Genomic DNA, 13901 nt, shown 5'->3' on the forward strand with positions numbered 1-13901 from the left:
GCCGCCATGCAGGCGGGGTGGGCGGAGACGGACTGGGACGTGCTGGTGGCGGGCGGCGGCAATGCCGCGCTGTGCGCCGCTATTACCGCTGCCGAACGCGGCGCGAAGGTCCTGATCGTGGAGAGCGCGCCGCGCGACTGGCGCGGCGGCAACAGCCGCCACACCCGCAATTTCCGCTGCATGCATGAAGGCCCGCTGGGGCCGCTCACCGATGCCTATTCCGAAGACGAGTATTTCGACGACCTGCTCAGGGTCACCAAGGGGCGCACGGACGAGGACCTGGCGCGCATGACCATCCGCGCCTCGGAAGCCTGCCTGAACTGGATGCAGGATCACGGCGTCCGCTTTCAGCCCTCGCTCTCCGGCACGCTCTCGCTCAGCCGCACCAACGCCTTCTTCCTGGGCGGCGGCAAGGCGCTGCTCAACGCCTACTACCGCACGGCGGAGGCGCTGGGCGTGACCGCGGTCTACGACGCCGAGGCGGTCCATCTGGAGCTGGAGGACGGCTTCTTCGCCGGGGCGGAGATCCGCGCCGGCGGCGAAACACATCGGGTGCGTGCGAAGACGCTGATCGCCGCCTCGGGCGGCTTCCAGGGGGACATCGACTGGCTCACCCGGGCCTGGGGGCCGGCGGCGGAGAACTTTCTGATCCGCGGCACGCCCTACAACCGCGGCGTGGTGCTGGCCGATCTGCTCGACCAGGGCGCGGAACCCGTCGGCGACCCGACCCAGTGCCACGCCGTCGCCATCGACGGCCGGGCGCCGAAGTTCGACGGCGGGATCGTGACCCGACTGGACTGCGTGCCCTTCTCCATCGTCGTGAACCGCGACGCCGAGCGCTTCCACGACGAGGGCGAGGACGTCTGGCCGAAACGCTACGCCATCTGGGGGCGGCTGGTGGCGGCGCAGCCCGACCAGGTCGCCTACGCCATCATCGACCGCACCAGCCGGGAGCTGTTCATGCCCTCGGTCTATCGGCCGATCGAGGCCGGCTCCATCACCGAAATGGCGGGCAAGCTGGAACTCGACGCGGCACGGCTGGAAGCGACGATCAAAGACTTCAACGCCGCCTGCTGCGGCGACCGGCCATTCACCCCGACCGAGCTGGACGGACTGGCGACCGAGGGGCTGGCGCCGCCCAAGACCAACTGGGCCCGGCCCATCGCCGAGCCGCCCTTCTACGCCTGGCCGCTGCGGCCCGGCGTCACCTTCACCTTTCTGGGGCTGAAGGTGGACGACCGCGCGCGCATGCAGATGGCCGACGGCGGCGCCGCGGCCAATGTCTGGGCCGCCGGCGAGGTGATGGCCGGCAACATCCTGGGCGAAGGCTACCTGGCGGGCATCGGCATGACCATCGGCACGGTCTTCGGGCGCATTGCGGGCGAGGAGGCGGCGAAGCATGTCCGCAACTGAGGCGATACCGGACGGGGACGCGGCGCGGGCCGAGGCGCGGCGCGCGCTGGAGATCTGCAACGCCTGCCGCTACTGCGAGGGCTATTGCGCCGTCTTCCCGGCCATGACCCGGCGGCGCGCCTTCGCCGACGGCGATCTCGATCACCTGGCGAACCTCTGCCACAACTGCCGCGGCTGCTACTACGCCTGCCAGTACGCGCCGCCGCACGAGTTCGCCCTGAACCTGCCGCGCGCGCTGGCCGACGTGCGCCAGCAGAGCTGGGCCGATTACGCCTGGCCGGGCTTCCTGGCGCGCGCCTTCCGCGACCGCGGCGCGGGGCTCGCGGTGCTCCTCGTCCTCGGCGTGGCGGCGATGTTCTGGCTCGCCGGCGCGGTGGCGGGCGATGGCGGCGGCTTCTATGCCGTCATCCCCCACGGCGCCATGATCGCGGTCTTCGCGCCGGTCTTCCTGTTCGCGCTGCTGGCGATTGCGGTGGGCGGGGCCCGCTACTGGCGGGCGACGCGCGATCTCGGCGCGGCCCCGGCGCACGGGCTGCACCACGCCATGACGCTCACCAACCTGAAGGGCGGCGCGGCGGAGGGCTGCAATTTCGAGGATGAAGACCGCTTCAGCCAGGCGCGCCGCCACTTCCACCAGGCGACGCTCTGGGGCTTCCTGCTCTGCTTCGCCGCGACCGCCGCGGGGACCGTGCTGCATTACGGTTTCGGCGCGCCGGCGCCCTACGATCTGGTCAGCCTGCCCAAGCTGTTCGGCGTGCCGGGGGGCATCCTGCTGGTGCTCGGGACCGGCGGCCTGCTCTGGCTGAAGCGCCGCGCCGAACCGGAGCTTGGCGTCAGCCGGGGCGCAGGCGGGGAGAGCGCCTTCACCGTGCTGCTCTTCCTGACCGGGCTCACGGGCCTCGCGCTCTACGGGCTTCGGGAGACGCCGGCGATGCCGGCCCTGCTGGTCCTGCACCTGGGGGCGGTGCTGGCGCTGTTCCTCGCCCTGCCCTACACCAAGATGGTCCACGGTCTCTACAGGACGCTCGCCCTGATCCGCGACGAGGGCGAGAAACGGCGGGCAAAGCCATGACCGGACGTCTGGTGCTGGTCGCCGGCCCGTCGGGCGTCGGCAAGGACAGCCTGCTCGACGGCGCGAAAGAGGCGTTGGCCGGCGACCCCGGATATCTGTTCCTGCGCCGCTACATCACCCGCCCCGCCGCGGCCGGCGGCGAAGATCACAACGAGATCTCCGAGACAGCCTTCGAGGAACGCCGCGCCGCCGGCGACTTCCCGCTCTGGTGGGACGCGCACGGGCTGCGCTATGGCCTGCCGGATTTTTCGGGCGAGTTGATGGCCGGGCGGACGGTGATCGCCAACGTCTCCCGCGGCGTGATCGGCGAAGCGCGGCGGAAGTTCGGCGCGGTCACCGCGATCCACGTCACCGCGCCGGCCGACAAGCTGCGCCAGCGCCTGCTGGCGCGCGGCCGCGAAACGGAAGCGGAGATCGAGCGCCGCCTCGGCCGCGCCGCCGCGCCGGGACCCGCCGGTCCGGGGGTGATCGAGTTCTCCAACGAGGGACCGCTGGACGCGGAGATCGAACGCTTCACGGCGATCATCCGCGGCGAAGGAGGCCAAACATGAAGATCCGCGACGCCGAGATCATACCCCTGAAGATCCCCTTCACCGATGGCAGCGCCGGCACGGGGCTGATGCCGCAGCAGTGGACGCATCTGGACGTGGCGCTGCTGAAGCTGACCACCGAGGACGGCGTCACCGGCTGGGGAGACGGCTTCGCCTATCACTGCGCCGGGGCGACGATCGCTGCGCTGCGCGACATGGTCCTGCCGCTGGTCGTCGGCGCGGAGATCGACGACATCCCCGCCTTCAACCGGATCCTGCAGCGGCGCCTGCACCTGCACGGCCGCTACGGCATCACCATCTTCGCCATTTCCGCGGTCGACATCGCCCTCTGGGACATCGCCGCGAAGGAGAAGGGCGTGTCCCTCGCCACGCTGCTCGGCGGGCGGGTACGAGGGACGATTCCGGCCTATGCCAGCCTCGTCCGCTACGGCGATGCGGGCCAGGTGCGCGAATACACCAGGGAAACCGTGGGCCGCGGCTACGAGACGGTGAAGCTGCACGAGATCGCGCTGCCCTGCATCGAGGCCGGCGTCGACGCAGCCGGGCCGGACGTGAAGGTGACGACCGACGTCAACTGCAACTGGACGCTCGAGGAGGCGCGGGCGCTGATGCCGGAAATGCGGCGCCTCGGCCTCTACTGGGTCGAGGAGCCGGTCTTCCCGCCCGACGACGCCGAGACGCTGGGCGCGCTGCAGTTGGCCTTCGGCGTCTCCATTGCCAGCGGCGAGAACGCCTGCACCCTGGTCGAGTTCCGCCGCACCCTGCCGAAGATCGACTACGTGCAGCCAAGCGTGATCAAGGTCGGCGGGGTCACGGAAATGGCGGCGATCTGCGACGCGGCGGCCGCGCTGGGCAAGACGGTGATGCCGCATTCGCCCTATTTCGGGCCCGGCTACTGGGCCACCGCCCAGGTGATGGCCGCGAAGCCGAGCGCCGGCCTGTTCGAGCATTTCTGGATCAAACCGGAAGCCTATCCCGACCCGTCGATCCCGCTGCCCGAGCAGGGCATGATCTCCGTCCCCGACCGGCCCGGCATCAGCTTCGAACCCGATCCGGAGGTGCTGGAGAGCTACCGCGTCGACCGCTAGGCGGCCAGCCCGCCGTCGCGTGCGCCACGGTCCTGCCTCAATCGCAGTCGAGCTCGCTCTTGACCCGGACGCGGCCCGACTGATCGGGGAACTTCTCGAACAGGGCGGTGATCATGTCGTCCAGCACCACGTCCAGCCGCCCGCAGGAGCCGCGGGCAGTGACCCGGCCCTCGTAGACCCGGGCCTCACCCTCCTCCCGCGCCGTGTCGTGGATGTAGACCATCAGCGCGCTGCCATAGGTGGTCACGCTGATCGGCACCCATTCGTAGCCGATGATGCCGTGCACCGGGGCAAGACGAACCTTGCCCCCGGAGGAGATGCGGGTATAGCCGACAATGCCGAAGACCGGCTGCGACAGTTCGCGGATCGTGGTCTCGCCCTCGCCCATCCGGTAATCGACCGCGGCGACATAGCGCGGCTCGGCATCGTTGGGGACGACGACGAAGCCCCGCTCGCGGAACTCCGCGGCCATACGATCCTTCGCGCGCCGGAAGATCAGGGAGCGGGCAATGTCCTCGCTGGCGCCGATGACGGCGATGGTCGCGCCGGCAGCGCGGCCCTCCGGCAGGTCGCTGACCGAGGTCACCTGGGTGTCGAGGACCCGGGCGCAGCCCATGAGCAGGACAAGTCCCGCCACAGCCGCCAGAAGGTTGAATGGACGCATGGAGATACCTGCCTTCCCTGGGCGCCGGGCACACGCCGTTCCCGATAGATGCGCGCTCCCCGCCGGGCTTCAAGCGGGTCCGCTCCGGCTTGCCGCTCCCGCGCCTTTGGGCCTACAGTCCGCCGCAACGGAAGACATGGCTTTTGCGGGGAGAGAAACCATGAAGCAGATCGGTCATTTCATCGGCGGCGAGCACGTCGCCGGCGGGTCGGGCAATACCTATCCCGTCTACAATCCGACCCTGGGCGAGCAGACCAAGGAGGTCGCGCTGGCCTCGACCGCGGAGATGGAGAAGGCCGTGGCCACCGCCCAGGCCGCCTTCCCCGCATGGGCGGCGACGTCGCCGATGCAGCGCGCGCGGGTGATGTTCCGCTACAAGGAGCTGATCGAGAAGAACATGGACGAGCTGGCCGAGCTCGTCTCCCAGGAGCACGGCAAGACCGTGCCCGACGCGAAGGGCTCGGTGCAGCGCGGCCTGGAAGTGGTCGAGTTCGCCTGCGGTATTCCGCACCTGCTGAAGGGCGAATATTCCGACGCCGTCGGCACCGGCATCGACCTCTACTCCATGCGCCAGCCGCTGGGCGTCGTCGCCGGCATCACGCCGTTCAACTTCCCGGCCATGGTGCCGATGTGGATGTATTCCATTGCCATCGCCTGCGGGAACACCTTCATCCTGAAGCCGTCGGAGAAAGACCCGAGCTGCCCCATGCGGCTGGCCGAACTGATGATGGAAGCGGGCGCGCCGGCCGGCGTGATGAACGTGGTCAACGGCGACAAGGTGGCGGTCGACGCCATCCTCGACGATCCGCGCATCCAGGCGGTGAGCTTCGTCGGCTCGACGCCGATCGCGCAGTACATCTATTCCCGCTCCGCCGCCGCCGGCAAGCGCTGCCAGGCGATGGGCGGGGCGAAGAACCACATGATCGTCATGCCCGACGCCGACATGGAGCAGGCCTCCGACGCGCTGATCGGATCGGCCTACGGTTCCGCCGGCGAGCGCTGCATGGCGATCTCGGTGGCTGTGCCGGTGGGCGAGGACACCGCCGACCGGCTGATCGATACGCTGAGGCCGAAGGTCGAAAGCCTGAAGGTCGGCCCCTCCAGCGATCCGGACGCGCATTTCGGCCCGCTGGTCACCGCCGAGCACCTGGCCAAGGTGAAGTCCTATGTCGACCTGGGCGTCGAGGAAGGCGCGGAGCTGGTCGTCGACGGCCGCGATTTCCGGATGCAGGGCTACGAGAACGGCTACTTCATGGGCGGTTGCCTGTTCGACCGCGTGAAGCCCGACATGCGCATCTACAAGGAGGAGATCTTCGGTCCCGTCCTGTCGGTGGTGCGCGCCCGGGACTTCGAGGAAGCCGTGAAGCTGCCCTCCGACCACGAGTTCGGCAACGGCGTCTCCATCTTCACCCACAATGGCGACGCGGCGCGCGAGTTCGCCCGCAAGGTCCAGGTGGGCATGGTCGGCGTCAACGTGCCGATCCCGGTGCCGCTCAGCTTCCACACCTTCGGCGGCTGGAAGAACTCGGCCTTCGGCGACACCAACCAGCACGGGCCCGAGGGCGTCCGATTCTATACCAAGATCAAGACGGTGACCTCGCGCTGGCCGGGCGGCGTCAAGATCGGTCCGGACTTCACCATCCCGACCATCAAGTCCTGAACCTTCGGGGCTACCAGGGCAGTTCCTGGCCCTGGTAGTCCCAGAAGCGCCCGGACTGGTCCTGGCGAAGATTGTCGATGACGCCGGCGAGGCCGCGGGCGCTGTCCCGTGGCGTCACCGCCGCGCTGGGCCCGCCCATGTCGGTGGCGACCCAGCCCGGATGCAGCGGCACAACCTTGACGCCCTGGCTGTGCAGGCCGTTGTGCAGCGCCTTGGCGACCTGATTCACCGCCGCCTTCGAGGTGCGGTAGACGATCTTCTCCGACGAGGCGTTCTGATCGATCGAGCCCATGCGGCTGGAGATGATGGCGACCGTCTTCCCCGCGCTCGCGGTGATGTTGCCGACCAGCGCCTCGGTGATGCGGAACGGCGCGAAGACGTTGATCCGCATGGTCTCGGCCCAGTCGTCCTGATTGAGGTTGCTCAGCGTCTGCGGCCCCTTGCCACCGATCACGCCGGCATTGTTGATCAGCACGTCGATCGGCCGGTCGCCGAGGTCCGCCGCCAGCCGGTCGATCCGGGTCTGGTCGGTGACCTCCAGCTCGAAGGCCTCGGCGCCGCGTTCGACCAGATCCGCCAGGTCGCCGGTGTCGCGCGCCGTGGCCAGCACCGTCTCGCCCTTGTCCAGGTAGTGTTCCGCCAGCGCCCGGCCGATGCCCCGGCCCGCGCCGGTGATGAGGATGGTGCGGCTCATGTCCTTGCCTCCCGTGTCTCGGTCTTCAGCAGGCGCCGGTAGAGCGGCGTCAGCAGCGCCGGCAGGGTGTACATGGGAAGCTGACCGACGGCGAAAAACATCGCCGTGTCGGGGTCGGCCTTGTCGGAGAGCGTGACCAGCACCAGCCCCATGTTGCAGTTGCCGCTCATCAGCCCGATCGACAGCGCCGTGCGCCGGCCGAGACGCCAGAACGCCGCCGCGCCGGCCACCTGCAGGCCGATATTGAACAGATAGGCCAGCAGGCAGGCCAGGATGACGTGGCGCGGCTGGGCCAGCGCCATCTCGGTGACGCCGTCGAAGACGCCGACGACGAACAGCAGCATCGACAGCACCGCTGCGCCGTCGAGATGGACGCGCGCCCGCGCCAGCCTTTCCGGGCCCAGCAGCCAGCGGCCGACCCATGCGGCGACGAAGGCGAGCGCGACCAGGCCCGCCAGGCGCAGCATGAAAAGCCCGAGCGAAATGTCGAGATGCAGGTCCAGCAGGTTCAGCGCCATGGGCGGCAGCACCAGCGGCGTCAGCCACATGGCGGCGACCGTGGCGACGACGATGATCGCCCCGTCGAGGCCGAGAAACATTGCGATCGCCGCCGCCGAGACGATGGGCGGGGCCGCGGCCATCAGCACGATGCCGGCCAGCACCCCCGGCGCCACGGCCGTGCCGTCGAGGATCAGGAAGACCGCCAGCGGCGAGACGGTGAGCATCCAGACGCACAGCACCGCCACCAGCGGCAGGCGGCGCAAGTAGCCCAGCATCTCTCCCCAGTCGATGCGCATCAGCGCGATGACCAGCGGGCCGATGATGAACAGCGCCAGCCAGGGACGCACCAGCGCGGCGAGGCCGGGAAAGGCGAAGCCGAGAAAGACGCCGAAGGCGAGGACCAGGGTGGCGTAGCGGCCGAGAAAGGCCAGCAGCGTCAGCATGCCCCCTCCCCGTCGGCCACCGTCAGCCGGCCAGTTCGGCGGTCTTGGCGTTCAGGGTCTCGATCAGGCCGGCCGCACCGGAACGGCCGAAGACCGACGACATCTCCGCACGCTGGCGCGCCAGTTCGCTGAACTTGTCCTGGGCCAGCACGTCGATGACCGCCGGTCCGGCGCCGCTGTCGCGCATGACATAGGTGAGATTGACCGGATCCTCGGCGGCGCGTTCGATCACGGTCGGCACCAGCACCAGGTTCTGGGGGCCCTCGCGGGTCTCCCCGATGCTGAAGCTGATCCGGCCGGACCCGTCGAAGCGGCTGGCATAGGTGGCGACGGACATGCGCCGGAAGGCGTCGATGATCGCCGCGCGGTCGGCCTCGGCGATGCCGTCCCAGTAGCGCTGCAGCCCGATCCGCGTCATCAGGCGGAAGTCGAAAACCTCCCCCAGCACCGGCTCCAGCAGGTCGAAGCGGCCCTGGAAACCGAGCTCGCCGCCATCGCGCATGGCGGCCTGCAGGGTGTCGTTCAGGCGCTCGATGGCCTCCCGCTCGCCGGCGGCGTGGGCGGCCTGGAACGGCGCGGTCAGGGTGACCGCGAGAAGCAGCGGGGCCAGAAGCCGGATGGATTTGTCGATTGCGTTCATGGTTCCCCGTCTCGACGGTCGCGACCGTCTCGGTTAGAGCATCATACGCGCCGCCGGCCAAGTGATGGCGGCGGCAGGCGGGACGGACAGGAGCGCATGGCACGCCGAAACGACCATATCGCGGTTATCGCCGCCGGCATCGCCGGTTTCTCGGCCCGGCGGCCGCTGCTGGTCATTCTGACGGCCGTCCTGCTGTCGGCCCTGTCCCTGGCGGTGTCGGGCCGACATCTGGGGATCAATACAGACAATTTCGACATGATTTCGGCGGAGACGCCGTTTCGCCAGGCGGCCATCGAATACCGCGACGCCTTCCCCTGGTATGGCGACCAGCTGGTCGTCGTGATCGACGCGCCGACGCCGGAGCAGGCAGAGATCGCTGCCGCCGGCGTCATGACGCACATGCGCGCACAGGAGAGGCTGTTCAGCCATGTCCGCGCCCCGGCCATCGACCCGTTCCTGAGGCGCAACGGCCTGCTCTACATGGAACCGGAGCAACTGCAGGACTTTCTCGACCGCCTCGCCGCGGCCCAGGGCCTGCTGGCGGTGCTGGCCGAGCGGCCGGATCTCGTCGGCCTGCTGGATATGCTGGAACTGGCGCTGGAACAGGCCGATCCGGAAAGCGTCCAGGCGGTCCAGCTTGCCGATCTGGTCGCCACCATGGCCGCCATGGCCGAGGACGACCCGGACGCGCCGGCAATGCTCTCCTGGCGGCGGCAACTCGCCGTCGAGGGCCAGGGCGGGCTGGACGGCCGCCAGATCGTCGTCGCCAAGCCGGTGCAGGATTTCGCCACGCTGTCTCCCGCCCGGGCGGCGATCGAAGACCTGCGCGCGCATTTCGCCGGCTATCCGGATGCGATCGGATTCCGTCTGACCGGCGACGCGGCGCTGGACACCGAGGAACTGGACAGCGTCAAACTCGGGGGCGCCTGGGCCGGCGCGCTCTCGGCCAGCGGAATTCTGCTGCTGCTGTTCCTCGGTCTGCGCGGCGTCCGGGACGTCCTCGCCGCCATCGCCGTGCTCGCCGCCGGCCTCTCGCTCAGCCTGGGTTTCGCCACACTCACCGTCGGCCAGCTCAATCTGCTGTCGGTTGCCTTCGCGGTCCTGTTCATCGGACTGGCGGTGGATTTCTCGATCCATTTTACCTTGCGGGCCCGGGAATCGGGACGCGGGCCGGCGGCGGTGCGCGACGCCGGGCGCAGCGTCGGCGCCTCGCTGGTGCTGAGCGCCCTGGCCGCCGCCATCGGCTTTCTCAGCTTCCTGCCGACGCCCTATCGGGGTCTGGCGGAACTCGGCGTCATCGCCGGCGGCAGCATGGTCATCGCCGTGGCGCTCAACCTGACGCTGCTGCCCGCCCTGCTGACGCTGGGCGTCCGCTCCCGCGAAGCCGAACCGCGCCCGCCGGCGAAGCCCGGCCGCCGCACGGGGCGGCTGGCGCGGCCGGTCGTGGCGCTGGGCGCAGTACTGGGCATGGGCGGCGCAATCCTGACGCCGTTCTCTGACTTCGACTTCAATCCCCTGCTGCTGAAGGACCCGGAATCGGAATCCGTCGCGACCTTTTTCGAACTGGCGCGGGGCGACGATGGCGGCGGCTACGCGCTGGAGGGGCTGACGGCCGGACCCGAAGCGGCCGCGCGCGCCGCCGAGGCGCTCGCCGAGCGGTCCGGCATCGGCCGCGTGCTGCACCTGGGCCGCTTCATTCCCGACAACCAGGCGAAGAAGCTGGCGGCCCTGCAGAACGCCGCCCTGTTCCTGTTCCCCGTGCTCACGGCGACACCCGCACCGCCGCCAACGGACGCGGAGCGGCGGCAGGCGGTCGACGGTTTCGACGCGGCCGTCTCGGCGGCCCCTGACAGCGGGGCGCTGAACGATGCCGCGCGCCGTCTGGCGAACACACTGCAGGCCATGGACACCGCCGGTCTGGCTGCGTTCGAGACCCGGGTCACGGGCCTGCTGCCGCACTGGCTGGCCGACATCCGCACCGCTTTCGACGCCGGACCGGTCACGGCGGACGACGCCCCGCCCGATTTCCGCCAGTACTGGGTCACCGACGACGGCCGCTATCGGGTGCAGATCTTCCCCGCCGACCCGATCGACTCGAACAGCGAACTGCGGTCCTTCGCGGAGAGCGCCCAGACCGTGCTGCCACAGGCGACCGGCACGCCCGCGATCGTCACCGCCGCCGGCGAAGCGGTGCTGGACAGCTTCCGCACGGCGACGGTGGTGGCCGCCGTTCTCGTCGCCCTGCTGATCGGGATGGTACTGCGCCACCCCTTCGACATCCTCCTTACCCTGGCGCCGCTGCTCCTGGCCGCGGTCATGACCCTGGGTGCGGCGGTGCTGCTGGGTGAGGCGCTGAATTTCGCCAACGTCATCGTCCTGCCGCTGCTCTTCGGGCTGGGCGTCGCCAGCTCCATCCATCTGGTGCTGCGCCGGCGGCGGCTGGAGGATCCCGACAGGCTGATGCGGTCGTCGACACCCCGGGCGGTGCTGTTCAGCTCGCTGACCACGCTGGCCAGTTTCGGCGGGCTGGCGCTGGCGCCGCATCTCGGTATGGCCTCCATGGGACGGCTGCTGACCATCGCCATCATCGCCATCCTGTTCGCCACGCTGATTTTCCTGCCGGCGCTCATCCGCGTGACCGGGCGCTCTGAAATGTCACAGTAACAGTTGGTTGTTCGACAGCGCCGCCGCGTCATGTTGCGGGTGCACAACCTGTCGTGTATCGATGCGACAGCACATTCGAACCATTCGAACCTCAGTGGGAGACGGATTTGGGTGTTCCCTTGCGCCAGCAGCTCCGCGTCGGAGCCTATATCCTGAAGCAACGGCTGACAGGCACCGAGCGCTACCCGCTCGTGCTGATGCTCGAGCCGCTTTTCCGCTGCAACCTCGCCTGCCCCGGCTGCGGCAAGATCGACTATCCGGACCACATCCTGAACCGCCGCCTGTCGGTCGACGAATGCGTCGGCGCGGCGGAGGAATGCGGCGCGCCCATGGTCTCCATCGCCGGCGGCGAGCCGCTGATCCACAAGGAGATGGGCGAGGTCGTCGCCGAGCTCGTGAAGCGAAAGAAGTTCGTCTATCTCTGTACCAACGCGCTGCTGCTGGAGAAGAAACTCCACCTGTTCGAGCCCTCGCCCTACCTGACCTTCTCCGTCCACCTGGACGGGCTGGGCGAGCATCACGACCGCGCGGTCGACAAGGACGGCGTGTTCGAGAAGACCGTGGAAGCCATCCGGCTGGTGAAGTCGAAGGGCTTCCGCGTCAACATCAACACCACCCTGTTCGACAACGCCAAGGCCGACGACGCCGTGGCGCTGTTCGACTTCGCCCGCGAACTGAGCGTCGAGGGCATTACCGTTTCGCCGGGCTACGCCTATGAGCGCGCGCCCGACCAGGAGCACTTCTTTACTCGCCAGCGGACCAAGACCTTCTTCCGCGAGATCTTCGCCAAGGCGAAGGCGAAGGGCGTGAAGTACCCCTTCAGCCAGTCGCCCCTGTTCCTCGACTTCCTGGCCGGCAATCAGGAATACCGCTGCACGCCCTGGGGCAACCCGACGCGCAACGTCTTCGGCTGGCAGCGGCCGTGCTACCTGTTGAACGAAGGCTATGTCGCCACCTTCAGGGAACTGATGGAGGAGACCGAGTGGGAGACCTACGGCACCGGTAACTACGAGAAGTGCGCCGACTGCATGGTCCATTGCGGCTATGAGGCCACCGCCGTGCAGGACATGGTGCGCAACCCGCTGAAGGGCCTGATGGTGGCGCTGAAGGGCATCCGTACCGACGGGCCCATGGCGCCCGAGATCAGCCTGGAGAACCAGCGCCCGGCCGAGTTCGTCTTCGACCGCGTGGTCGAGAAGGCGACGTCAGGCGCCCCCGACACCAAGGCACGGACCGGCGCGTCCGACGCGGCCTAGGGTTCGGAAGGCCCGCCCGCTGGCCCGCGCCAGCCGGATCAGCGCCTTGATCTCGTGCGGCCGGTAGAGCAGCGACAGCAGCACCCGGTGCGGGCGTTCGTCGCCCGCCGGCCCGACGCCGGCCATGGCCGCACGCGGCAGCAGCGAGCGCCGGTCGTCGGCGACGGCGCGGACGCACAGGAACGGCAGGCCGGCCTCCGCGGCCGCCCGCGCCAGATGATGGCTTTCCATGTCCACGGCCACGGCGGCCGGAAAGGCTGCGCCCAGGAAGACCTTCTGGCCGATGGTGGTCGCCGCCATGTCGACGCCGAGCACTGCATCCGGCCGGCCTTCAGGCCAGGCGGCCCGCAGCGCGGCGAGCCATTCTGGATCAGCGGCCCAGTCGCCATCGCACTGGTCCAGCACCCGCTCCGGCGTCAGCAGGTCGCCGGGCCGCGCATCGTCGGCCAGGCCGCCGGCGACGCCGAAACTCAGCAGGCGCGTGGCCCCCGCTTCCACCAGTTCCCGCGCGCCGCGTGCGGCGTTGGCGGCGCTGGCGCCGGAACAGCGCACCATGGCCGGCGTGCCTGCCGCGGCGGCCGCGGCCTCGATGATCCTGCCCTCGCGATGTATGCCGCAGAGTACGCCCAGCAAAAGAAAGACCCCGCCTTCCGGTCGCGCCGAGCGGGCACTATAGACCGGAAAGCGGAGCCGGTAAGGACCGGTCCGTGGGTGCCGGATCAGCCCTTCTTCTCTTCCGTCTCGCCGTCGCCGTAGCCGTGGTGGCGGCCGTGGCGATGGCGGGTCAGGCGCTCGACGGTGGCTCGCTGATCCTCGTCCAGGGCGGCGTAGAGCGGATCGAAGGCGCCCCGAATGCGGCGCGTCGCGCCCAGCGCCTTCTCCATCAGCATCTCCACTTCGGCCAGTCGGGCCGGCGCATCGCCTTCCTGCAGGGCGTCGAGCCGCTCGCAGGTCGTCAGCAGTTCGTCTCCGCCGGTGCGCACCGCCTCGGCGAAGGCGTTCCATTCGGTCATCTGGTCGTCGCGGATGTCGAGGCGGAAACGGGCGAAGGCGACCACGTCCTCCAGCCGCTCCTCGCCCTGGCTGCAGACCAGTTCGGCGCCGCGGTGCTTGCCCCAGCCGGCATGGCTGAAGGCGCCGTCCGAGGTTGCGGCGGCAATGCCGGCGGCGCCGGCCGCGACGCCAATCGCGGAAACGGCGCTGATCAGCAGGATCTTCATGCGGGTCTTCATCGGTGCTCTCCTCTGTCGGGCGT

Annotated in this window: 13 protein-coding genes; 7 read left to right on the plus strand and 6 right to left on the minus strand. The window is 69.4% G+C overall.

Going from position 1 to position 13901, the window contains the following annotated elements; genetic code table 11:
- Nucleotides 1–6: 6 nt before the first annotated feature.
- The 4 genes from TEF_20440 to TEF_20455 are packed head-to-tail and all read left to right on the plus strand — an operon-like array spanning nucleotide 7 to nucleotide 4124.
- Entirely contained in the window at nucleotides 7–1413 is a 1407-nt protein-coding gene (locus TEF_20440) for a tricarballylate dehydrogenase (GenBank protein ANK82905.1), read from the plus strand.
- A complete protein-coding gene (locus TEF_20445; protein ANK82906.1) occupies nucleotides 1400–2485 on the plus strand; it encodes a 4Fe-4S ferredoxin in 1086 nt (361 codons plus the stop codon). Before TEF_20440 ends, TEF_20445 begins: the two co-directional genes overlap by 14 nt.
- Nucleotides 2482–3036, plus strand: coding sequence for a phosphonate metabolism protein/1,5-bisphosphokinase (PRPP-forming) PhnN (locus tag TEF_20450; protein ID ANK82907.1), 555 nt, complete (start codon nucleotides 2482–2484; stop codon nucleotides 3034–3036). The genes TEF_20445 and TEF_20450 overlap by 4 nt, the downstream gene beginning before the upstream one ends.
- Nucleotides 3033–4124 (plus strand): hypothetical protein, encoded by a 1092-nt coding sequence (locus tag TEF_20455; GenBank protein ID ANK82908.1) that lies wholly within the window; start codon nucleotides 3033–3035, stop codon nucleotides 4122–4124. The genes TEF_20450 and TEF_20455 overlap by 4 nt, the downstream gene beginning before the upstream one ends.
- A 37-nt stretch (nucleotides 4125–4161) precedes the next feature.
- Here TEF_20455 and TEF_20460 read toward each other — a convergent pair whose 3' ends face one another.
- Nucleotides 4162–4788, minus strand: coding sequence for a hypothetical protein (locus TEF_20460; GenBank protein ANK82909.1), 627 nt, complete (start codon nucleotides 4786–4788; stop codon nucleotides 4162–4164).
- A gap of 160 nt (nucleotides 4789–4948) precedes the next feature.
- Here TEF_20460 and TEF_20465 point away from each other — a divergent pair, with 160 nt between their 5' ends.
- Entirely contained in the window at nucleotides 4949–6448 is a 1500-nt protein-coding gene (locus tag TEF_20465) for a methylmalonate-semialdehyde dehydrogenase (acylating) (protein ID ANK82910.1), read from the plus strand.
- Nucleotides 6449–6458: 10 nt separating this feature from the next.
- Here the strand turns inward: TEF_20465 and TEF_20470 are convergent, their stop codons facing one another.
- From TEF_20470 to TEF_20480, 3 genes are read right to left on the minus strand one after another with little or no spacing between them, the layout of a single operon-like run.
- Nucleotides 6459–7142, minus strand: coding sequence for a hypothetical protein (locus TEF_20470; GenBank protein ID ANK82911.1), 684 nt, complete (start codon nucleotides 7140–7142; stop codon nucleotides 6459–6461).
- A complete protein-coding gene (locus TEF_20475; protein ID ANK82912.1) occupies nucleotides 7139–8086 on the minus strand; it encodes a hypothetical protein in 948 nt (315 codons plus the stop codon). Before TEF_20475 ends, TEF_20470 begins: the two co-directional genes overlap by 4 nt.
- A gap of 22 nt (nucleotides 8087–8108) precedes the next feature.
- A complete protein-coding gene (locus TEF_20480; GenBank protein ANK82913.1) occupies nucleotides 8109–8726 on the minus strand; it encodes a hypothetical protein in 618 nt (205 codons plus the stop codon).
- A 96-nt stretch (nucleotides 8727–8822) separates the two neighbouring features.
- Here TEF_20480 and TEF_20485 point away from each other — a divergent pair, with 96 nt between their 5' ends.
- The gene (locus TEF_20485) at nucleotides 8823–11390 is read left to right on the plus strand and encodes a hypothetical protein (GenBank protein ANK82914.1); all 2568 of its coding nucleotides are present in this window, start codon (nucleotides 8823–8825) and stop codon (nucleotides 11388–11390) included.
- Nucleotides 11391–11497: 107 nt separating this feature from the next.
- A complete protein-coding gene (locus tag TEF_20490; protein ANK82915.1) occupies nucleotides 11498–12646 on the plus strand; it encodes a hopanoid biosynthesis associated radical SAM protein HpnH in 1149 nt (382 codons plus the stop codon).
- Here the strand turns inward: TEF_20490 and TEF_20495 are convergent.
- Together TEF_20495 and TEF_20500 are read right to left on the minus strand one after the other, a co-directional pair.
- Nucleotides 12596–13279 (minus strand): hypothetical protein, encoded by a 684-nt coding sequence (locus TEF_20495; protein ID ANK82916.1) that lies wholly within the window; start codon nucleotides 13277–13279, stop codon nucleotides 12596–12598. The two genes, TEF_20490 and TEF_20495, sit on opposite strands and share 51 nt — an antisense overlap.
- 86 nt (nucleotides 13280–13365) lie before the next feature.
- Complete coding sequence (locus tag TEF_20500) at nucleotides 13366–13878, minus strand: hypothetical protein (GenBank protein ID ANK82917.1); 513 nt, start codon at nucleotides 13876–13878, stop codon at nucleotides 13366–13368.
- Nucleotides 13879–13901: the final 23 nt, after the last annotated feature.

The sequence above is a fragment of the Rhizobiales bacterium NRL2 genome (assembly GCA_001664005.1).
Lineage (GTDB): Bacteria > Pseudomonadota > Alphaproteobacteria > Minwuiales > Minwuiaceae > Minwuia.

Bases quoted from the DNA above. Each gene is read 5' to 3' on its own strand.
- TEF_20440 (ANK82905.1), top strand. From the start codon at position 7: ATGCAGGCGGGGTGGGCGGAGACGGACTGGGACGTGCTGGTGGCGGGC.
- TEF_20445 (ANK82906.1), top strand. From the start codon at position 1,400: ATGTCCGCAACTGAGGCGATACCGGACGGGGACGCGGCGCGGGCCGAG.
- TEF_20450 (ANK82907.1), top strand. From the start codon at position 2,482: ATGACCGGACGTCTGGTGCTGGTCGCCGGCCCGTCGGGCGTCGGCAAG.
- TEF_20455 (ANK82908.1), top strand. From the start codon at position 3,033: ATGAAGATCCGCGACGCCGAGATCATACCCCTGAAGATCCCCTTCACC.
- TEF_20460 (ANK82909.1), bottom strand. From the start codon at position 4,788: ATGCGTCCATTCAACCTTCTGGCGGCTGTGGCGGGACTTGTCCTGCTC.
- TEF_20465 (ANK82910.1), top strand. From the start codon at position 4,949: ATGAAGCAGATCGGTCATTTCATCGGCGGCGAGCACGTCGCCGGCGGG.
- TEF_20470 (ANK82911.1), bottom strand. From the start codon at position 7,142: ATGAGCCGCACCATCCTCATCACCGGCGCGGGCCGGGGCATCGGCCGG.
- TEF_20475 (ANK82912.1), bottom strand. From the start codon at position 8,086: ATGCTGACGCTGCTGGCCTTTCTCGGCCGCTACGCCACCCTGGTCCTC.
- TEF_20480 (ANK82913.1), bottom strand. From the start codon at position 8,726: ATGAACGCAATCGACAAATCCATCCGGCTTCTGGCCCCGCTGCTTCTC.
- TEF_20485 (ANK82914.1), top strand. From the start codon at position 8,823: ATGGCACGCCGAAACGACCATATCGCGGTTATCGCCGCCGGCATCGCC.
- TEF_20500 (ANK82917.1), bottom strand. From the start codon at position 13,878: ATGAAGACCCGCATGAAGATCCTGCTGATCAGCGCCGTTTCCGCGATT.